The organism is Rhodococcus sp. NS-SX18 (assembly GCF_057367935.1).
Genome location: NZ_CM170633.1, coordinates 2,358,038 through 2,377,369 on the forward strand (window position 1 = coordinate 2,358,038; position 19,332 = coordinate 2,377,369).

The following is a 19,332-nucleotide window of genomic DNA, read 5'->3' on the forward strand; positions in this document are numbered from 1 at the left end:
CTCACACCCCTTCGTCTGCGGCCGATTCTAACCGGGCGAAACCCCCGACGGGTGAACCCCGAGCGGCCCCGCCCGGCGTGGTGGGTGGTGGGCGCGCCGGGGTATTCCGGCACTCGCGTCCCCCAGGGCGGCGCAGTAGCTTTGTGGCCATGACCACGACCTCCGCCGCGACGGGCGATCCGACACATCCGAGCGGCGACCGAGTGGTGGTGTGGAGTCCGGACTTCCTCGACTACCGGTGGGGTCCGACCCATCCGATGAACCCCACCCGGCTCGATCTCACGATGGCGTTGTCCCGAGGGCTCGGCCTGCTCGAGGGGGTGGAGACCCTGCGTCCGCCCGCCGCGACCGACGCCGATCTGCTGCGCATCCACACCCCCGCCTATGTCGAGGCCGTCAAGCACGCCGGCAACCTGCCACCCGGCTCGAGCGCCGGACCGGAGGCACCGCACGGTCTCGGCACCGAGGACAACCCGATCTTCCCGCGCATGCACGAGGCGAGCGCCGTCCTCGCGGGCGGCACCCTTGCGGCTGCCCGCGAGATCGCCGCCGGCCGCACCCGGCGGGCGGTGAGCATCGGCGGCGGGATGCACCACGCGATGGCCGACTGGGCCGCCGGATTCTGCGTCTACAACGACGCCGCCATCGCGATCTCCTGGCTCCTCGACCACGGCTTCGACCGGATCGCCTACCTCGATGTCGACGCCCATCACGGCGACGGAGTGCAACACGCGTTCCTCGGCGATCCCCGGGTGCTCACCGTCTCCATCCACCAGCACCCCGCGACGCTGTGGCCGAACACCGGCTGGTCCAGCGAGATCGGTACCGGCGCCGCCGAGGGCACCGCGGTCAACCTGCCGGTTCTGCCCGGCACCGTCGACGCCCTGTGGCTGCGCGCGTTCCACGCCGTCGTCCCCGCGGCGGTCGCCGCGTTCCGGCCGCAGATCATCATCAGCCAGTGCGGCGCCGACAGCCACCGGGAGGATCCGCTGGCCGACCTCTCGTTGACCGTCGACGGTCAGCGCGCGGCGTACCTGGCCATGCGTGAGCTCGCGGACCGGCACTGCGAGGGCCGGTGGCTCGCCGTCGGGGGTGGTGGCTACGGACTGGTGCGGGTGGTGCCGAGATCATGGACCCACCTGATCGCCGCCGTGCTCGACCGCGAGATCGACCCCGCCACCCCGATCCCCGGCGAATGGCGGGAGCGGGTCGCTGCGATGGCGCCGGGGATCGATCTGCCGACCGTGATGGGAGAGGGCGGTGACGTGGCGTATCTGCCGTGGGACGGTCCCGGCGGCACCCCCGAGACCGGCGTCGCCGCGTTCGATCGTGCCCTCAGCCGCGTCGACTCGGCCATCGTCGCCACCCGTCGGGCCTGCTTCCCGCTGCTCGGCCTGGACCCGGAGGACCCGCGTGACTGAATCCGAGAGCACGGCACCCGAGAGCACGGCACCGGAGAACACGGCACCGGAGAACACGCCACCCGAGGGCACGCCGCCCGGTCGCGCGGGACAGACGCCCGACGGCGACGCACCCGCCGGCACGCAGACCGACGCCGCAGCGCGCGCCCAGGCGGAGAAGGACGCCGCCCGCGAACGGGCACTCGCCGTCGCGCGGAACTACCCCAAGCACTGGGTGGCGGACGTCCTGGCCTCCGACGGCAAGGCCGTGCACCTGCGGCCGATCGTCCCCGAGGACGCGGACCTGCTCGTGGACTTCCACAGCAAACTCTCCGAGCGCACTCGCTACCTTCGCTACTTCGGTCCCTACCCGACGATGTCGAAACGGGACCTGTTCAACTTCACCGTGGTCGACCACCACCGCCGGGTCGCATTCGTCGCCCTGCTCGGCGGGGAGATCATCGCGGTCGGCCGCTACGAGGGTCTGCCCGAGGACGACGGCCTGTCCGCCGAGGTCGCCTTCACCGTCGCCGACGCGCACCAGGGCCGCGGCCTGGGCCCCATCCTGCTCGAGCACCTGGCCGGCGCCGCCGCCGAGAACGGCATCCACACCTTTGTCGCGGAGGTGCTGGCCGAGAACCGCAACATGGTCACCGTGTTCCGCGAGGCCGGATACCAGGTCAGCCGAAGCTTCGAGGGCGGCGTGGTGCGACTCGAGTTCGCCATCGACCCCACCGAGGCGCTGGTGTCGGTCCGCAATGCCCGCGAACGTGCCGCCGAGGCTCGAAGCGTCCGCAACCTGCTCAGCCCGGGCAGCGCCGCCGTCATCGGCGCGTCCACCGACAGTCGCAAGGTCGGCAACGCGGTCCTGGTCAACATGCTGCGCAGCGGCTTCACCGGCCCGGTCTATCCGGTCAACGCCGAGCACCGCTCGGTGCGCGGTGTGCGCGCCTATCCGACCGTCCGCGACATCCCCGACGACATCGACCTCGCGATCGCGGCGGTCCCGGCCGAGGCCATCGACGCGGTGCTCGACGACTGCCTCGCCAAGGGCGTCAAGGCGCTGCTCGTCGTGTCGTCCGGCTTCGGCGAGACCGGTCCGGAAGGCCGGGCCGCGGAACGCCGCCTCGCGCATGCGGCGCGGGCACACGGCATGCGGCTGATCGGTCCGAACGCCCTCGGTGTCGCCAACAACGACCCGGATATCCGACTCAACGCGACCCTCGCGCCCGTGCTGCCCGCGGCCGGCAACGTCGGCTTCTTCTGTCAGTCCGGCGCGCTGGGTATCGCCATCCTCGACGAGGCCGCCAAGACCGGCGTCGGCTTGTCCTCGTTCGTCTCCGCCGGCAACCGCGCCGACCTTTCGGGCAACGACCTGCTGCAGTACTGGGACACCGACCCGGCCACCGAGGTGGTGCTGCTGTACCTCGAGAGCTTCGGCAATCCGCGCAAGTTCTCGCGCATCGCCCGGCGCGTGGCTCGCAGCAAGCCGATCGTCGCCGTCAAGAGCGGCCGGCACGCCGTACCTCCGGTCCTGGCCGCCCGCACGGGGGAGATGGACGACACCATCGTGCGGGACCTGTTCGAGCAGGCCGGGGTCGTGCAGGTGGGTTCGATCTCCCAGTTGTTCGATTCGGCCCTGTTGTTCGGCTATCAGCCGCTACCGGCCGGTCCGCGCGTCGCGGTGGTGGGCAACTCCACGGCCCTGGGTGTGCTCGCCGTCGACGCCGCCCGGAGTGAGGGTCTGCACGTCGGCGAACCCGTCGATCTGGGGGCGACGGCGTCCCCGCAGCAGTTCGCGGCGGCCGTCGCCCACGCACTCGAGTCGGCCGATGTCGACGCGGTGATCGCAGTGTTCGTACCGCCGGTCGCCGTGACGGTCGAGCCGTACGCGCAGGCCCTGCGCGACGCCGTCGCCGGCACCGACAAGCCGGTGCTCACCACGTTCCTCGCCACCGAAGGCCTGCCCGACGTCCTCGCGGTGCGCGGACCCGACGGCCATCCCACACGGGGGTCGGTGCCCTCGTATCCGGGTCCCGAGCGGGCGGCCCTCGCGCTGGCCCGGGCATGGCGGTACGCCAAATGGCGCAGCCGTCCCGCCTCGCAGGTCGTCCGCCCGGCGGGCATCGACGCAGAGAAGGCCCGCACCCTTGTCGAAGGGTGGCTCGCGACGTCGCCGGACGGACGCTGGCTCTCGGACACCGAGGCCGCACTCCTGCTCGCGTGCTACGGCGTGCACATTGCCGAGTTCCGCGCGGTGACCACGGCCGAGGAAGCCGTCGCCGCCGCGGAGGAGATCGGGTTCCCCGTCGCGGTGAAGGCGACCGGCGCCCACTGGCGGCACAGGCCGGACCTGAGCGGCGTTCGGCTGGACCTGCTCGGACCGGAGGCGGTGCGGATCGCCTACCGCGACCTCGCCGCGGTCTCGGGGGAGCCGTTGCTGCACGTACAGAAGATGGCCACCAAGGGCATCGGATGCGTCGTGCAGGTCCAGGACGACCCGTCGTTCGGGTCGCTGATCTCGTTCGGGCTGGCCGGAGTCATCTCGGACCTGCTCGGCGATCGCGCCTTTCGGGTCCTGCCGGTCACCGAGGACGAGGCGGTCGAGTTGATAGACGCCCCCAAGGCGGCGCCACTGCTGTCCGGCTACCGCAACACCGAGCCGGTCAGCAAGGCGGCGCTCGTCGACCTCGTCCAGCGCATCTCCGCCCTCGCCGACGACCTACCGGAGGTGCGGGAGATCGCGTGTGAACCGGTCCTCGCGTCCCCCACCGGCGCCGAGCTCACCGACGCGCATCTGCGGATCGGTCCCGAGCCGCATCCACTCGACCTCGGCCCCCGCCGGCTGCGCTAGACGGGCCGCCGAGTCCCGCGGCTGTGCCGAGGGGCCGCGGCGTCCCGCGGCTGTGCTGGACGGGCCGCGGCGTCCCGCGGCTGTGCCGACAACCACAGAGAAAGAGATCCCCGAGAACCCAGCCCGGTTCTCGGGGATCGTCCGGCCGACTGCCCGGTCAGCTGGCGTAGGCGCGGAGGCGTTCGGCGCGGTCGCCCTCGCGGAGCTTGCCCATGACCTCCCGCTCGATCTGGCGGACTCGTTCACGGGAGAGGCCGAAGAGCTTGCCGATCTGGTCGAGGGTGCGGGGCTGGCCGTCGTCGAGGCCGTAACGCAGGCGGATCACCTGCTGCTCGCGCTCGTCCAGGGTGGCCAGGACGCTGCGCACGTCGCTGTGCAAGAGCCCGGCGATCACCGCGTTCTCCGCGGACGTCGCCTCGGCATCCTCGATGAAGTCGCCGAGCGGGGCCTCCTCGTCGTTGCCGACCGGCATGTCCAGGCTCACCGGGTCGCGGCTGTGGTCCAGCAGATCACCGATCTTCTCGACCGGGATCCCGGACTCCGCGGACAGTTCGTCGTCGGTGGCCTCCCGGCCGAGCTGCTGGTGCAGTTCCCGCTTGATCCGGGCCAGCTTGTTGACCTGCTCGACGAGGTGGACGGGGAGCCGGATCGTGCGGCTCTGGTCGGCCATGCCGCGGGTGATGGCCTGACGGATCCACCAGGTGGCGTAGGTCGAGAACTTGAAGCCCTTGGCATAGTCGAACTTCTCCATGGCGCGGATCAGTCCGAGGTTGCCCTCCTGGATCAGGTCCAGCAGCGGCATGCCACGACCGGTGTAGCGCTTGGCCAGGGACACGACCAGCCGCAGGTTCGCCTCGAGCAGGTGGCTGCGAGCGGCCTGCCCGTCGCGTACCAGGATCGCAAGGTCGCGCTTCTTCGCTGCGGTGAGCCGCTTCTTGGTCTCCAGCAGGTGCTGGGCGTACAGGCCGGCCTCGATCCGCTTGGCCAGTTCCACCTCGTCCGCAGCGCTCAGCAGGGCCGTGCGGCCGATCCCGTTCAGATAGACGCGGACCAGGTCTGCGGCCGGGCTCTGGCTGTCGAGGTCGGAATCGACGCGGGCGGTGGTATCGGGGCGTGCCATGACGTGCCTCCTCATCGGTGGTGTCTCGAAGCGTTCAACGCGCAAGACCCCTGGGAAAGTTCCCGGGGTTCCATCGCCGGAACTGCTCTGACCTGCGTAAACGGCGCCGAGGTCCTGAGAAGTTGCTGAGAACACACCGCTGAGGGAACCGGCCGGTAACTTCCGGCCCGTCCGGAGCGTCCTACCGGACCGGCTCGACGAGCCCGTGCCGAACGAGCGCTTGTACCAGCACCACCGCCCGTTCGGCCAGCGCCTGTTCGTCCTCGTCGTGCGCGACGGCGAGCAGCGCAACCAGCTCCGCCAGCGGCAGACCGTCGGCCCGCATCCCGGCGAGCAGCGCTGCCGCCGGCTCGTCCACTTCGTGCTGCCAGTTCGGGCCCCCACCGCGGTGCACACGCGTCACCACCTGCTGCCAGCCGTCCGCTCCGGGGAGGTACACCCGTTCGAGGGCGGTGTCGGGTCGGACGACGAACCGCGCTTCGAGGACATCGTGGTCGCGCAGCCAGGCCAGTCGCTCGAAGTACGCGACGGCTTCCGCCCCCAACGGATCGGTGAAACCGTGCCGCAGGTCCTCGGCGAGGACGTCGCTCGGCGCGTCGGTGCGCCGCAGGTAGACGAATCCGAAGCCGATGCCCTGAACCTTGTGTCGCGCGAAGTGGTCGAGCCAGTCCTCGGCGCGCGCCGCCACCGCCGGATCCCGCGGGTCGGCATCACCGTCGCGCAGCCACGTGCCGACGTAGAGAGCCGGATCGGCGACGTCGCGCTGCACGATCCACGCGTCTACGCCGTGGGCGGGAAGCCAGGACGCGATCCGGCGTCGCCAGTCCTCGTCCTCGAGGTGCACCCACGAAGCCAGCATCGCAGCGGTCCCGCCCGGGTTCAGGTGCTCGGCAGCGCGCGAGATCATCAGTTCGCTCGCGCCGTCGAGGTCCAGGCCCGAGTCCCGGTAGGTGTGCTCGACCCGTCCCGTACTCACCACGAACGGCGGGTTCGCCACGATCCGGTCGAAACGGCGGCCGATCACCGGTTCGAACCACGACCCCTCGAGCAGTTCGATCTCGACCTCGTTGAGTGCGGCCGTGGCGGCAGCCAGTGCCAGTGCCCGGGCGTTGACGTCGGTGGCGGTGACGGTGCGGGCGAAGTCGGTCGCGCGCACGGCCTGCACGCCGCAGCCGGTGCCCAGGTCCAGTACCGAACCGACCGGGTCGGTGGGCATGGCCTGCAGCAGCGACAGCGAGGCGTGTCCGACGCCGAGCACATGATCCTCGCGGGTCTGCCGGGGACGCATCGCCCCGTCGAGGTCCGACAGCATCCAGCGGGTGCCGGTGCCGGCGTCGAGTGGTCGCAGATCCAGTGCTGCGCGCACACCGTCGCCGTCGCGTTCGAGGAGCCCCGCCGCGATCGCCGTCGCCACGTCGAGCGGTGCGAGCGCGTCGGCCACCTCGGCGGCGGGAAGCGTGTCGCACACGAGGAACAGGCGCACGAGGGTGCCGAGATCACCGCCGCCCGCCGCGGCCCGTCGCACCGGCACAGGCTCGCCGCGTCCCAACGCGGCGTGCGCGTCGGGACCGAGGAGCTCGAGCATCGTGTCGGTGTCGAACCGTGCGCGAGTGAGTGCCGTGCGCATCGCGGGACAGATCGAAAGCAGCAGGTCGCGGTCCATCCACGCATTGTGGCAGCACCCTGCTGCCGCGCCCGGGGCCGGGGAACCGGGTCAGCCCTCGATGATGCGCGGCTGTGGGCCCTCGAGCGCAGTAGTGTCGTCGGCGCGACCGTCCCAGCGGCTGGGCTCGTCCTTCGACCGCGGAGGGCGATCGTTGGCGATGAGCACCGCCACCCACGGAAGCGGGACCGACAGAGCGAGGATGCCCACCGAGAGCCACGGATTGGCGAACGCCGCGTATGCGAGCGCGGCGAGGATCATGGCGGGGATGCGGAAGGACATGAGCGTGAGGTACTTGCGGACCCTTGCTCGGTGCTGCTCCTCCAGCGACGACGCCGCCTCGGTGATCAGAACCGGTTTCTCGGGTGACCCGTCGTCGTAGCCCCCATGGAAACCCGGAGTTCTCGACATCCTTCTACTGTCCCACTCGCGTCCGCGGAATGCACATACACATCCGCACCCGGGGTGCGGCATCATGTAACGGTGAGCACCGACATCAAGGAACGGCCGGATACCACCACCGACGAAACCACCGACGACGACACTCCCAAGTTCTTCCACTACGTCAAGAAGGACAAGATCGCCGAGAGCGCGGTCATGGGGACCCATGTCGTCGCCCTGTGCGGCGAAGTCTTCCCGGTGACGCGCTCCCCGAAGCCGGGGTCGCCGGTGTGCCCGGAATGCAAGAAGGTCTACGAGGGTCTGCGCAAGGGCGACTGATCGACCGTCTCGTCCGGGGTCGCCGGCGCGGGTTCGCCGACGGCGTCCTCCGCTGCGGGTGGGTGCGGCGCGTCCACGGGGCACGACTCGGGTTCCCGCTGCCCCGGCCGCATGATGTCCGGTAGCCGGATCGGGATCGGTGCCGTTCCCAGCCGCCGGGTCAGGCCGGTCACCGCGGCCGGTGCGGGCGCTGCGGCCGCCCGATCGGCCAGCCACCGGCGCACCTGTTCGATGCGGGTCTCGCGCGCCGGCCAGAATTCCTGCACTGTCGCGTTGAACTCGGCTCCCAGCACGACGGCGAAGCCGAGGAAGAAGGTGAACAGCAGGAACGCGATCGGGGTGGCGAGCGCTCCGTACGTGTATCCGGTCCCGGACACCCATCGCAGGTACCAGCGCAGAGCCGCGCTCGATGCCATGAAGAACGTGCCCGCCAGGATCGCACCGCCCAGCAGGCGGTGCCACGGCAGGGACCGCGGCAGGGCCACCTTGTACAGCGTCGTCAGGCCCACGAGCAGCAGCAGCGCCACGCCGGGGTAGTAGAAGGTATCCAGCAACCGGGACCCGACGTCGTACCACGCCTCCGGCAGCGCCCGTCCGATCATGGTCGGCCCGAGCGCGACGAGCGGCAGCGTGAACACCGCCAGGACGAGGAACACCACGTACAGCAGCAGGGCGAAGAACCGCTGCCAGACGGGATGACGGTGGTCGTGCTGGTCGTGTGCCTCGTCGATGGAGTCGACGAACGTCGAGATCGCCGACGACCCCGCCCACAGCGACAGCAGGAATCCGAGGGACATCACGTCGGCGCGGCCCCGCAGCAGCACGTCCTGGACCGTGGGCCCGATGATGTCGTCGACCACGTTCTCGCTGAACATGGTGCGGCTGAACGTGACGATCTTGGACTGGATGATCTCCACCGTGTCGGGCCCGAACCACCCCGCCACGTAGCCGAGACTGCCCAGCAGGCCGAGCAGGAGCGGGGGCAGCGACAGCGTCTGCCAGAAGGCGGCCGCCGCGGCCTTGCTGAAGATGGAGTCGTCCCACGCCTTGACCGCTGTCCGGGCGAGCACCTGCAGCCCGCGGTGCACCGGCCGCCGCCGCGGGCGCGGTGCGGCGGTCGATCCGGCTGGAGGAGGTGTGTCGCTCATGGGTACTTCCAGCATTCCTGACGACACGCCGCAGTGCTCGGCGGCGGGCCGACGACACCGCGAATTCTGACATGATCGTCTCCTGTCGCCCGCGTCACGGCCGGCGGCTCGGATGCGGGCGGGCCCGGCGGACCGGGATAGGCTGCTCGACGGCCGTCGTCCGTCCGGCGACCGCACGGCGGATTCCGTACGCCCGACGGCGGGCCGCAGAGCGAGACCACCCGCACGACCGGAGAAGGAGCACGAGTAGCCGGTGAGCACCGAGACCGTCGGAACAGCGCCCTCCGCCCCCGCCGGACAGCTGCGCGCCTGGCAGCGCCGAGCCCTGACGAAGTACCTCGCGACGAGCCCGCGGGACTTTCTCGCCGTCGCGACCCCTGGCGCCGGTAAGACCACGTTCGCGCTTCGTGTCGCGGGCGAGCTGCTGCGCGACCGCACCGTCGACCAGGTGACGGTCGTCGCCCCCACCGAGCACCTCAAGCACCAGTGGGCCGCTTCGGCTGCGCGCTCCGGCATCGCCCTGGACTCGAACTTCACCAACTCCACCGGCCAGACGTCGAGCGACTTCCACGGGGTCGTGGTGACCTATGCGCAGGTGGCCTCGCACCCGTTCAAACACCGCGTCCGCACCGAGGCCCGTCGCACCCTGGTGATCCTCGACGAGATCCACCACGGCGGCGACGCCAAGAGCTGGGGTGAGGGAATCCGGGAGGCGTTCGGCGACGCCACCCGCCGCCTCGCGCTGACCGGCACCCCGTTCCGCAGCGACGACAGCGCCATCCCGTTCGTGACGTACGAACCGAACGGCGACGGCTTCATGCAGTCCAGGGCCGACCACGCGTACGGCTATGCCGATGCCCTCGCCGACGGTGTCGTGCGTCCGGTGGTCTTCCTCGCCTACTCCGGTGAAGCCCGATGGCGCAACAACGCGGGGGAGGAGTACTCGGCGCGCCTCGGTGAGCCGCTCAGCGCCGAGCAGACCGCACGCGCGTGGCGGACCGCTCTCGATCCGGCCGGCGACTGGATCCCGGCCGTCCTCACCGCCGCGAACACGCGGCTCGAGCAACTGCGCCAGGGCGGGATGCCCGATGCGGGCGGACTGGTCATCGCCAGCGACCAGACGGTGGCCCGCGCGTACGCCAAGATCCTCGAGCAGCTCACCGGCGAGACTCCCGCCCTGGTCCTGTCCGACGACCCGACCGCGTCGCGGCGCATCTCGGAGTTCGACGCCAGCACCCAGCGCTGGATGGTGGCGGTGCGCATGGTGTCCGAAGGTGTCGACGTTCCTCGGCTCGCGGTGGGCGTGTACGCCACCAGCGCCTCGACGCCGCTGTTCTTCGCCCAGGCCATCGGCCGGTTCGTGCGGTCGCGACGCAAGGGCGAGACCGCGAGCGTGTTCCTGCCGTCCGTGCCGGTGCTCCTCGACCTGGCGAGCCAGCTCGAGACGCAGCGGGACCACGTGCTCGGCAAGCCGCACCGCGTGAAGGAAGGCTTCGACGACGACCTGCTCGCGGACGCCAACCGGACCAAGGACGAACCCGGCGAGGAGGAGAAGGCGTTCACCGCACTCGGCGCGGACGCCGAACTCGACCAGGTGATCTACGACGGCTCCTCGTTCGGCACGGCGACGTTCTCCGGCAGCGAGGAAGAGGCCGACTACCTGGGCCTGCCCGGGCTGCTCGACGCCGAGCAGATGCGGGCGCTGCTGCGCCGCCGACAGCAGGAGCAGCTGGACAAGCCGGCCTCCGCCCCCGCACCCACCCCGCCGCCGCAGGTGGCCGAGCGGGTGGCGACCGCCGACTCGCTGGCCCGGCTGCGCAAGGAACTGAACTCGCTCGTCGCGATGCACCACCACCGGACCGGTAAGCCGCACGGGGTCATCCACGGGGAGCTGCGGCGGCAGTGCGGTGGTCCGCCGACCGCGATCGCCACGGCCGAGCAACTCGGCGACCGCATCGCGCTGCTGCGCCAGTGGTGAACCCGTCGCCGGCACACCCCCGGAACGGCGAAACGGGCGACCACTCTCAGTGGTCGCCCGTTTCGGCTCGGGTCTCGGAGTCGTACGGCTCCGGAACGGTGGATCAGACGGCAGCTTCGGCGTCGGACTCGGTCACGATCGTGGCGCCGAGTTCACGCAGCCGGTCGGTGTGCTCCTTGGCGTGGTGGCCGCAGAAGAGCAGCTCGCCACCGGTGGCAAGGACTGCACGGACGCGAGCGGCTGCACTGCACCGATCGCAGCGGTCTGCGGCGGTCAACTTCGGGCTGGTCAACGTTCCGGGCATGACTCCTCCAAACTGGCCACCACTGTCGTCGGTTGCCTGGGGTCTGGTCCGCCGCACCGGGCCGGCGCGGTGGAACTACTGTGTCAGACGATTCCCGTTCACGCGTTGTTCCAATCCTCCGAAAATCGTGTCGAGTTTCACCCCCGAACCCGCCGAATGCCCACGACGTGCGGTTTCGGCGCTGCGGGTGTTCGCTCACAGCGCAGAGCCTCCGGCGGTGTCGCGGGCCCGGAACGGCCACCGGGAGGGGCTGCGGTGACGAATCGGCTGGTCCACATCTGCACGCGAGCCGACTGGGAGCGGGTACAGCGCAGTGGGGTGCTGGTCCCCGACTCACTCGCCACGCACGGGTTCGTACACCTGTCGACGCCGGAGCAGGTGCACCTGCCGGCGAACCGGTTGTTCGCCGGTCGCACGGATCTGGTGCTGCTTCACATCGACCCGGCACGGCTCGCGGACGAAGTGCGGTGGGAGCCGGGCGTCCCGGACGATCCTGCGGGGATGACGTTCCCGCACCTCTACGGCCCGTTACCGGTCGCTGCGGTCACCGCGGTGGTGGACTACCTCCCCGGCGATAACGGACTTTTCGGACACCCCTGAGGGTGCGCCGCCGCCCATGGGGCCGCGAGTCCTACTCTGACGGCATGAACGTCGAAGTGACGCCGCTTCCCGGAATCGGTGTGCGCAAAGACTTCGAGCTGGCGTCGGGTCGTCGGATCGGGGTCATCACGCATCGGGACGGCCATTCGGACCTGATCGTCTCGAAGGCGGACGATCCCGATGCCTGTGCGGCCTCCCTGCCGCTGACCGTCGAGGAAGCAGCCACCCTGAGCAACCTCCTCGGTGCGCCGCAACTCGTCGCCCAGCTCCAGGAGGACCACCGGGAACTGCCCGGGATCATCACCCGGCAGCTGCACATCCACGACAGCTCCCGCTTCGACGGGGCGGTGCTCGGAGACACGGCGATGCGTACCCGCACGGGCGTATCCATCGTCGCGGTGATGCGCGCCGGGCAGGTGACGCCCTCGCCGGGGCCGGATTTCGTACTCACCGGGGGAGACATCCTCGTCGCCGTCGGCACGGCCGACGGCCTGGACGCCGCGGCCAGGATCCTGCGCAACGGCTGACCGATGAACTCGACCACGCTCGCCCTGATCGAACTGGGGGCGGTGTTCTTCGCCCTCGGGGTGCTCGGACGGGTCGCCGCGCGTTTCGCCATGTCGCCGATCCCGTTCTACCTCCTCGGCGGTCTCGCGTTCGGCACCGGCGGGTTCATCCAGCTCGGTGACATCAGCGAGTTCAGTCACGTTGCCAGTGAAATCGGCGTGGTCCTGCTGCTGCTCCTCCTCGGCCTGGAGTACACGGCCTCCGAACTCGTAACCGGGCTCAAACGGTCCCGCGCGGCGGGCCTGCTCGATCTCGTGCTCAACGCCGCGCCGGGAGTGGTGATCGCGCTGCTGCTCGGTTGGGGCGCGACGGCGGCGTTCGTCCTCGGTGGCATCACCTACATCTCGTCCTCGGGCATCATCGCCAAGACCCTGACCGACCTCGGTCGTCTGGGTAACCGGGAGACTCCCGTGGTGTTGTCGATCCTCGTCTTCGAGGACCTCGCGATGGCGGTGTACCTGCCGATCCTGACCGCGGTGCTCGCGGGGATCAGCCTCATCGGTGGGCTCGAGGCCGTCGCGATCGCGCTGGGCCTGGTCACGGTCGTGCTCGTGCTGGTGCTGCGCTACGGACGTTACGTCTCTGCGGTGCTCGACAGCCCGGACAGCGAGACGTTGCTGCTCAAGCTGCTCGGCGCCGCGCTGCTGGTCGCCGGTGTCAGCTCGGCGATGCAGGTGTCGGCGGCGGTCGGCGCGTTCCTGCTCGGCATCGCGATCTCCGGATCGACCGCTCACAACGCGGCCCGTGTCCTCGAGCCGCTGCGGGACCTCTTCGCGGCGATCTTCTTCGTGTTCTTCGGCCTCAACACCGATCCGACCGCCATCCCTCCCGTACTGGGATGGGCGGCGCTGCTCGCCGTCGTCACAGCGCTGACGAAGATCGCCACCGGCTGGTGGGCGGCACGGCAACACGGCATCGCCACCATGGGCCGCGCTCGCGCGGGCGCCGCCCTCATCGCCCGGGGTGAGTTCTCCATCGTCATCGCCGGACTCGCCGTCACCTCCGGTCACGTGGACGCCGAGCTCGCGGCTCTCGCTTCGGCGTACGTCCTGATCACAGCGGTGCTCGGCCCCGTGGCGGCGCGCGTCGTCGAGCCGGTGACCCGCGCCGTGGTGCCCCGGCTACGCGAACGGCCGCCGGCTGCGGAGCCGACGGCCGATCGCCGTGAAGCGGAAGAGTTCTAGGTCGATCCTCAGTCGAGGTAGTCGCGCAGCACCTGCGACCGCGACGGGTGCCGCAGCTTCGACATGGTCTTGGACTCGATCTGCCGGATCCGTTCGCGAGTGACCCCGTAGACCTGCCCGATCTCGTCGAGGGTCCGGGGCTGACCGTCGGTGAGGCCGAACCGCAGCCGGACCACACCGGCCTCACGTTCGGACAGTGTCTCGAGTACCGACTGCAGCTGATCCTGCAGCAGCGTGAACGACACCGCGTCCACCGCCACCACGGCCTCACTGTCCTCGATGAAGTCGCCGAGCTGGCTGTCGCCCTCGTCGCCGATGGTCTGGTCGAGCGAGATCGGCTCCCGGGCGTACTGCTGGATCTCCAGCACCTTCTCCGGGGTGATGTCCATCTCCTTGGCCAGCTCCTCCGGAGTGGGCTCGCGCCCGAGGTCCTGGAGCAGCTCACGCTGGATGCGGCCGAGCTTGTTGATCACCTCGACCATGTGCACCGGGATGCGGATGGTGCGGGCCTGATCGGCCATGGCGCGGGTGATGGCCTGCCGGATCCACCAGGTGGCGTACGTGGAGAACTTGTAACCCTTGGTGTAGTCGAACTTCTCCACCGCGCGGATCAGACCGAGGTTGCCCTCCTGGATGAGATCCAGGAATGCCATGCCCCGGCCGGTGTAGCGCTTGGCGAGTGAGACGACGAGCCGCAGGTTGGCCTCGAGCAGGTGGTTCTTGGCGCGATTGCCGTCGCGGCAGATCCAGTTCAGGTCGCGGCGCTGCGCGACCGGCAGCTTCTCGCCCTTGTCGGCGTATTCCTGCAACCGGTAAGTGGCGTACAGGCCGGCCTCGATGCGCTTGGCGAGCTCGACCTCCTCCTCGGCGTTGAGCAGGGCAACTTTGCCGATCTGCTTGAGGTAGGCGCGCACCGAGTCGGCGGAGGCGGTCAGCTCGGCGTCCTTGCGGGCCTGCCGCAGCGCCTCCGACTCCTCCTCGTCCCAGACGAAGTCGCCCGACGCCTTGTCCTTGTCGCTGGGCTCGTCGTCGGCGTCCGCCTCCACGACCACGTCCTCGGCACCTTCGAGATCGGCCTCGGCGACGTCGATGTCCTCGAGCGCGGCTTCCTCACCCTCGAACTCGTCGCCGGCCGGCTTGCCCGCCTTCTTGGCGGCGGCCTTCTTCGCCGTGGTCTTCTTCGCGGCGGCCTTCTTCGCCGGGGCTTTCTTGGCCGCGGCCTTCTTCGCCGGGGCCTTCTTGGCCGCGGCCTTCTTCGCCGGCCGCTTCGTGGCGGGTGCGGTACCGGTCGCGGATTCCGCGGCGTCCGCGGAGGCTGCCGATTCGTTGGGGGAATCAGCCGTGTGGATGTCGGTGGCTGCCACGTACGCCCTTTCGTGACGAGGTAGTGCGGCGTCGCGCCAGAGGGGTTCCGGCGGAGAGGTCTGTCGGGATCAGGCCGGTTCGCAGCCGGCTGTGCACCATTGTAACGATCGCCGTCACGCGCGATGTGCAGGACTCAGGGGTGGACGCCTGTTTTCGCAGCCCAGGCGGCCCCGATGATGCCGGCCGCGTTGCGCAACGCGGCCGGAACGACGGGCGTGCGGTTGGTCAGCAACGGGATCCACTTCTCGTGCTTGCGGCTGATGCCGCCGCCGGCGATGAACAGGTCGGGCCACAGCAGGGCCTCGAACCGCGACAGCACCAGCGAGACCTCCTTGGCCCACCGCTTGTACGACCACTCGTTGTTCTCCTTGACCGACGACGCCGCGCGGTGCTCGGCTTCCATCCCGTCGACCTCCATGTGCCCGAACTCGGTGTTCGGCAACAGGACGCCGTTGTGCAGCACCGCCGAGCCGATCCCGGTTCCGAAGGTGAGCAGGACGACAACTCCGGACGCGTCCCTGGCCGCACCGAAGCGGTCCTCGGCGAGACCGGCGGCATCCGCGTCGTTCAGCACACTGACCGGACGGTCGCCCAGCACCGAGGCGAACAACGCCCGGGCGTCGGTGCCGATCCATGCCGGATCGATGTTCGCGGCCGTGCGCGCCACCCCGCCGGTCACCACACTGGGCAGGGTGACACCCACCGGTCCGGTCCACTGCGCCTGTTCCACGATCCGGGCGACCGTGTCGGCGACCGCCTGTGGAGTCGACGGCTGGGGAGTGAGGATCTTGATGCGCTCACCCACCAGGACACCCGTGGACATGTCGACGACCCCGCCCTTGATGCCGCTGCCCCCGACATCGACACCGAATCCCAGAAGGTCCGGATCCGGCGTGGCCGGCTGGGTCGTCTGCGTCATCTCGCGCTCCCTCTCGTCACCGGAACAGTCACCGCGGGCAACCGCTGTCGTGACGTCACCCTAATGCGAATGCGACGGCCACGCGGGTGGTGCCGTACCGCGTAGTGTGTTCGGATACCCGGGTGCCCGACACCCCGGATCGCCACCCTTGCACCCTTTCCCGCGACGCCACCACGGACCCGGCCCGGCTGCGGGAGATCGCTGTGGACGTCGCGGTGGCGGCCGCCGCCCACGTGCGCGCCCGGCGGCCCGAGCTGTTCCCGGCCGCCGACCCGAGTGCTCGCACAGCCGGCGCGGTGCGATCGAAGAGCACCGAGACCGACCCGGTGACGGTGGCGGACACCGAGACCGAGGACCTGATCCGGCGACTGCTGACCCGGTCGCGGCCGGGCGACGCGATCCTGGGGGAGGAGGGCGGCGCCGACGCCGGGTCGACCGGTGTCCGATGGGTCGTCGACCCCATCGACGGCACGGTGAACTTCGTGTACGGCATCCCCGCTTACGCGGTCTCGGTAGCGGCCCAGGTCGGTGGGACATCCGTGGCGGGAGCGGTGGTCGATGTCGCAGCCGGAGACGTCTACTCGGCTGCGCGCGGAGGTGGCGCCACCCGCACCGACGCCGGGGGATCGGTGACGCGTCTGCGCTGCAACCCGGTCGGCGACATTGCCCATGCACTCGTTGCGACCGGCTTCTCCTACGCGCCGCACCGGCGCGAACGGCAGGGTGCTCTGGTGGCGGAGCTGCTGCCGAGGGTGCGGGACATCCGCCGGATCGGTGCGGCCGCCCTGGACCTGTGCATGGTGGCCTCGGGCCGCGTCGATGCCCACTACGAGCACGGGCTGCAACCGTGGGACTGGGCCGCCGGTGCGCTGATCGCCGCGGAGGCGGGCGCCTGGGTGCGGCTACCGACCGGCGGGGGCGACGACGGCGAGATCACCGTCGCCGCTGCGCCCGGCGTCGCGGCACAGCTCGCGGACCTGCTCGCCACGTTCGGCGCCGACGCACCGATCCCGGCCTGACGGTCCGCGGCGCTCAGCAGCGGGCGTCGCGGGCCGCCGCCAGCAGGTCGATGTCGAGCGGCGCGGCGGCCGCACCCACCGGAGCCTCCCGCAGCGACTGCAGCACCTCCTCGGCGTCGGCGTTGGGTGCGATCTCCTTGGAATAGGTGCCCAGGGCGAGGTCGACGGTGTCGTCGGCACGGTCGTCGCGGACGAGCTCGGCGCACGGTGCGACCAGCCACACCGTGCTGGCCGCCGCGGTCCCGGCCGCCCCGAACCTGATCTGACCGTGGCACTGCAGGTTCTGGTCGACGTAGACCGGGTCGTTGCCGGCCTGGACGTCCGGTGCGCTCGCAAACCCGTATTCGGCCAACTGGGTGGCCACATGGGTGGCCTGGCCACGTTCACCGTTGGCGTTGAACACCCGCACCCGCGTCGCCGCCAGGGGAGCAGGTTCGACGTCGAGCAGGGCGGACCGGTCGACCACCTCGCCGAGCGGGGCCGGTTGCGGTCCTCCGGGCTCCGACGGCACGGTCGGCGGGGCGTTGCATGCCACGGTCCGCGATACCGGGTCGGAACCGGCGAACACCGATGCCCACACCACGATCCCGATCGTCGCCAGAACCGCGAACAGGGCCGCGGCCGGCACCAGGCGGCGGCGGGGGAACGGCCGGCCGCGTTCGTCACGCGCCCGGCCTTCGGTGATCAGGGAAACCACGGCGCCCTGCCTCTCGCATCTCCAAGGGGTGTGTGCGACCACTGTAGAGGGCATCCCGATGGGGTCCGCGAAGGCGGGCGAACGGTGGAATGTCTCGAGTTGCTGTGGTGTTGGTGACAATTGACCGACATTTTCCCGGACCGCGTGCATCGGTTACGGCTTCTGTGGGTACTTCCGCTATTGTTCGGCGGCCCAGGTCGTCGAAGATTCGACGATCGGGCCTTCGACAGGGGAGGCCCGGGTCGTGTCCGGGACCCGGATACGGTCGGCGGGAACTTCCGGAGACGGTCGGGCGTTGCCCCCGCCGAAGGACATGAACAGTGTCCTTCGGCAGGGCACCTGCACGAGGACTAGAGGTAGAGGAAATGGCGACTGACTACGACGCACCGAGGCGAACCGAAACCGACGAGGTGTCGGAGGATTCACTCGAAGAATTGAAGGCGCGACGCAACGAGGCGCAGTCCGCCGTCGTGGACGTCGACGAGTCGGATACCGCGGAGTCCTTCGAGCTGCCCGGCGCCGATCTGTCCGGTGAGGAGCTGTCGGTTCGGGTGGTGCCCAAGCAGGCCGACGAGTTCACCTGCTCGAGCTGCTTCCTGGTACACCACCGCAGCCGACTCGCCAGCGACGAGAACGGCGTGATGATCTGCCGGGACTGTGCAGCCTGAGTCCCGGCGGGACTGTGCAGCCTGAGTCCCGGCGGGACTGTCCAGCCTGAGTCCCGGCGGGACTGAGCAACCCCGGGGCTGTGCAGCCTGAGCTCCGGAACATTCCGCTGACCGGCCGTCCTCGGTTCAGCCTTCGGATTCGTCGGCACAACCCAGGGCGGCCAGCAGCTCCGCGGGCCGCCTCGTGCTGATCAGCCAGTACGGGGTGGGGTCGTCCGGATCGTCCAGCACGACGAGCACCATCGTCCCGATCCACGGGCGGTGCTGGACGTACGCCGCCGGGTCGAGCTGGCGTCCCAGGGCGGCGCTCTTCGCCGATGCCGGCACCACGACGGCCCGGGAGATCACCTCGAGCGGCAGGTGCGCCCGGCCGACGATCAGCTCCCCGGCCGTCACCTCCAACCGCAGACGGGACAGCCACACGAGCGCCCAGACAGGGAACGGCAGCAGCAGCACGTACGGCAGCCAGGCGTACAGGCCGGGCGCCCCCATGTGCAGTTCCGCGGCCAGCAGTGCGGCCACGCCCAGGCCGAGGGGCCACCACCACAGCGGCACCCACATCCGTTCGGAGTAGACCGGCACGTCGGTCGTCTGCTGCGCATCCGCATCGGGTCGAGAGGTTCGAGACACGTCCATCAGAGTAGTCTCGGTGCACGTGACCGATCTTCCAGCCGTCCCTCTGCTCCGTCTGGACCCGGGGATTCCCATGCCCGCCCGCGCACACACCGGCGACGCCGGCGTGGACCTGTGCACGACGGTGGACGTGACCCTCGAGCCCGGGCGGCGAGCGCTGGTGGGGACCGGCATCGCGGTGGCCCTGCCCGTCGGCACGGTGGGTCTGATCCATCCGCGTTCCGGCCTGGCCGCGAAGTTCGGGCTCTCGGTGGTCAACACCCCCGGGACGGTGGATGCGGGCTACCGCGGCGAGATCAAGGTGTGCCTGATCAACCACGATCCCGACCGCGTGGTCGAGCTGCGTCGTGGCGACCGCATCGCCCAGCTGCTCGTGCAGAAGGTGGAACTCGTCGACTTCGTCGAGGTCGACTCTCTCGACGACACCAGCCGCGGCGCCGGAGGATACGGATCGAGCGGTGGGCACGCCGGTCTGGTGAAGGAAGGTTCCTGA

General features: G+C 70.3%; 19 protein-coding genes. 10 read left to right on the forward strand and 9 right to left on the reverse strand.

Translation table 11 applies throughout. The features are described 5' to 3' along the window. The first annotated feature begins 149 nt into the window (after positions 1-149). Both AC2IPW_RS11005 and AC2IPW_RS11010 read left to right on the forward strand, forming a co-directional pair. Complete coding sequence (locus AC2IPW_RS11005) at positions 150-1,421, forward strand: acetoin utilization protein AcuC (RefSeq protein WP_416063447.1); 1,272 nt, start codon at positions 150-152, stop codon at positions 1,419-1,421. Continuing rightward, positions 1,414-4,254, forward strand: a complete 2,841-nt coding sequence (locus tag AC2IPW_RS11010; protein WP_416063448.1) for a bifunctional acetate--CoA ligase family protein/GNAT family N-acetyltransferase — start codon at positions 1,414-1,416, stop codon at positions 4,252-4,254. Before AC2IPW_RS11005 ends, AC2IPW_RS11010 begins: the two co-directional genes overlap by 8 nt. 157 nt (positions 4,255-4,411) lie before the next feature. Here AC2IPW_RS11010 and AC2IPW_RS11015 read toward each other — a convergent pair whose 3' ends face one another. From AC2IPW_RS11015 to AC2IPW_RS11025, 3 genes are all read right to left on the reverse strand, one after another. Further along, positions 4,412-5,374: a sigma-70 family RNA polymerase sigma factor gene (locus tag AC2IPW_RS11015; protein WP_003935593.1), complete on the reverse strand. Its 963-nt coding sequence runs from the start codon at positions 5,372-5,374 to the stop codon at positions 4,412-4,414. A 181-nt stretch (positions 5,375-5,555) separates the two neighbouring features. After that, entirely contained in the window at positions 5,556-7,037 is a 1,482-nt protein-coding gene (locus AC2IPW_RS11020; RefSeq protein WP_486376854.1) for a DUF7782 domain-containing protein, read from the reverse strand. A gap of 51 nt (positions 7,038-7,088) precedes the next feature. Beyond that, the gene (locus AC2IPW_RS11025; protein WP_054375097.1) at positions 7,089-7,448 is read right to left on the reverse strand and encodes a DUF3099 domain-containing protein; all 360 of its coding nucleotides are present in this window, start codon (positions 7,446-7,448) and stop codon (positions 7,089-7,091) included. A gap of 72 nt (positions 7,449-7,520) precedes the next feature. Here AC2IPW_RS11025 and AC2IPW_RS11030 point away from each other — a divergent pair, with 72 nt between their 5' ends. Next, positions 7,521-7,757, forward strand: a complete 237-nt coding sequence (locus tag AC2IPW_RS11030) for a DUF3039 domain-containing protein (protein WP_003935590.1) — start codon at positions 7,521-7,523, stop codon at positions 7,755-7,757. Here AC2IPW_RS11030 and AC2IPW_RS11035 read toward each other — a convergent pair. Continuing rightward, positions 7,730-8,905, reverse strand: a complete 1,176-nt coding sequence (locus AC2IPW_RS11035; protein WP_003935588.1) for a YihY/virulence factor BrkB family protein — start codon at positions 8,903-8,905, stop codon at positions 7,730-7,732. The genes AC2IPW_RS11030 and AC2IPW_RS11035 overlap by 28 nt on opposite strands. Positions 8,906-9,158: 253 nt before the next feature. On the opposite strand from AC2IPW_RS11035, the gene AC2IPW_RS11040 reads away from it, so the two are divergent. Continuing rightward, positions 9,159-10,883, forward strand: coding sequence for a DEAD/DEAH box helicase (locus tag AC2IPW_RS11040; protein ID WP_003935587.1), 1,725 nt, complete (start codon positions 9,159-9,161; stop codon positions 10,881-10,883). Positions 10,884-10,986: 103 nt separating this feature from the next. On the opposite strand, the gene AC2IPW_RS11045 is transcribed toward AC2IPW_RS11040, so the two are convergent. Continuing rightward, on the reverse strand, positions 10,987-11,187 hold the full coding sequence (locus AC2IPW_RS11045; protein WP_003935586.1) for a DUF7455 domain-containing protein: 201 nt from the start codon (positions 11,185-11,187) through the stop codon (positions 10,987-10,989). A gap of 255 nt (positions 11,188-11,442) precedes the next feature. Here AC2IPW_RS11045 and AC2IPW_RS11050 point away from each other — a divergent pair, with 255 nt between their 5' ends. The 3 genes from AC2IPW_RS11050 to AC2IPW_RS11060 are packed head-to-tail and all read left to right on the forward strand — an operon-like array spanning position 11,443 to position 13,538. Next, the gene (locus AC2IPW_RS11050) at positions 11,443-11,787 is read left to right on the forward strand and encodes a DUF952 domain-containing protein (RefSeq protein ID WP_486376855.1); all 345 of its coding nucleotides are present in this window, start codon (positions 11,443-11,445) and stop codon (positions 11,785-11,787) included. A gap of 44 nt (positions 11,788-11,831) precedes the next feature. Further along, positions 11,832-12,314 (forward strand): cation:proton antiporter regulatory subunit, encoded by a 483-nt coding sequence (locus AC2IPW_RS11055; protein ID WP_003935584.1) that lies wholly within the window; start codon positions 11,832-11,834, stop codon positions 12,312-12,314. A 3-nt stretch (positions 12,315-12,317) separates the two neighbouring features. After that, complete coding sequence (locus AC2IPW_RS11060; RefSeq protein WP_486376856.1) at positions 12,318-13,538, forward strand: cation:proton antiporter; 1,221 nt, start codon at positions 12,318-12,320, stop codon at positions 13,536-13,538. A gap of 8 nt (positions 13,539-13,546) precedes the next feature. Here the strand turns inward: AC2IPW_RS11060 and AC2IPW_RS11065 are convergent, their stop codons facing one another. After that, positions 13,547-14,902, reverse strand: a complete 1,356-nt coding sequence (locus AC2IPW_RS11065; protein ID WP_054375093.1) for an RNA polymerase sigma factor — start codon at positions 14,900-14,902, stop codon at positions 13,547-13,549. Positions 14,903-15,036: 134 nt separating this feature from the next. Beyond that, complete coding sequence (gene ppgK / locus AC2IPW_RS11070) at positions 15,037-15,822, reverse strand: polyphosphate--glucose phosphotransferase (protein ID WP_371383022.1); 786 nt, start codon at positions 15,820-15,822, stop codon at positions 15,037-15,039. 122 nt (positions 15,823-15,944) lie between these two features. On the opposite strand from ppgK, the gene AC2IPW_RS11075 reads away from it, so the two are divergent. Then, positions 15,945-16,841: an inositol monophosphatase family protein gene (locus AC2IPW_RS11075; RefSeq protein ID WP_486376857.1), complete on the forward strand. Its 897-nt coding sequence runs from the start codon at positions 15,945-15,947 to the stop codon at positions 16,839-16,841. A gap of 13 nt (positions 16,842-16,854) precedes the next feature. Here the strand turns inward: AC2IPW_RS11075 and cei are convergent, their stop codons facing one another. Beyond that, positions 16,855-17,538, reverse strand: coding sequence for an envelope integrity protein Cei (gene cei / locus AC2IPW_RS11080; protein ID WP_003935579.1), 684 nt, complete (start codon positions 17,536-17,538; stop codon positions 16,855-16,857). A 365-nt stretch (positions 17,539-17,903) separates the two neighbouring features. Between cei and AC2IPW_RS11085 the strand changes: the two genes are divergently transcribed. After that, a complete protein-coding gene (locus AC2IPW_RS11085; protein WP_003935578.1) occupies positions 17,904-18,206 on the forward strand; it encodes a DUF4193 domain-containing protein in 303 nt (100 codons plus the stop codon). A gap of 126 nt (positions 18,207-18,332) precedes the next feature. Here the strand turns inward: AC2IPW_RS11085 and AC2IPW_RS11090 are convergent, their stop codons facing one another. Further along, complete coding sequence (locus AC2IPW_RS11090; protein WP_052033932.1) at positions 18,333-18,842, reverse strand: DUF3093 domain-containing protein; 510 nt, start codon at positions 18,840-18,842, stop codon at positions 18,333-18,335. A gap of 19 nt (positions 18,843-18,861) precedes the next feature. On the opposite strand from AC2IPW_RS11090, the gene dut reads away from it, so the two are divergent. After that, a complete protein-coding gene (dut, locus tag AC2IPW_RS11095) occupies positions 18,862-19,332 on the forward strand; it encodes a dUTP diphosphatase (RefSeq protein ID WP_052033941.1) in 471 nt (156 codons plus the stop codon).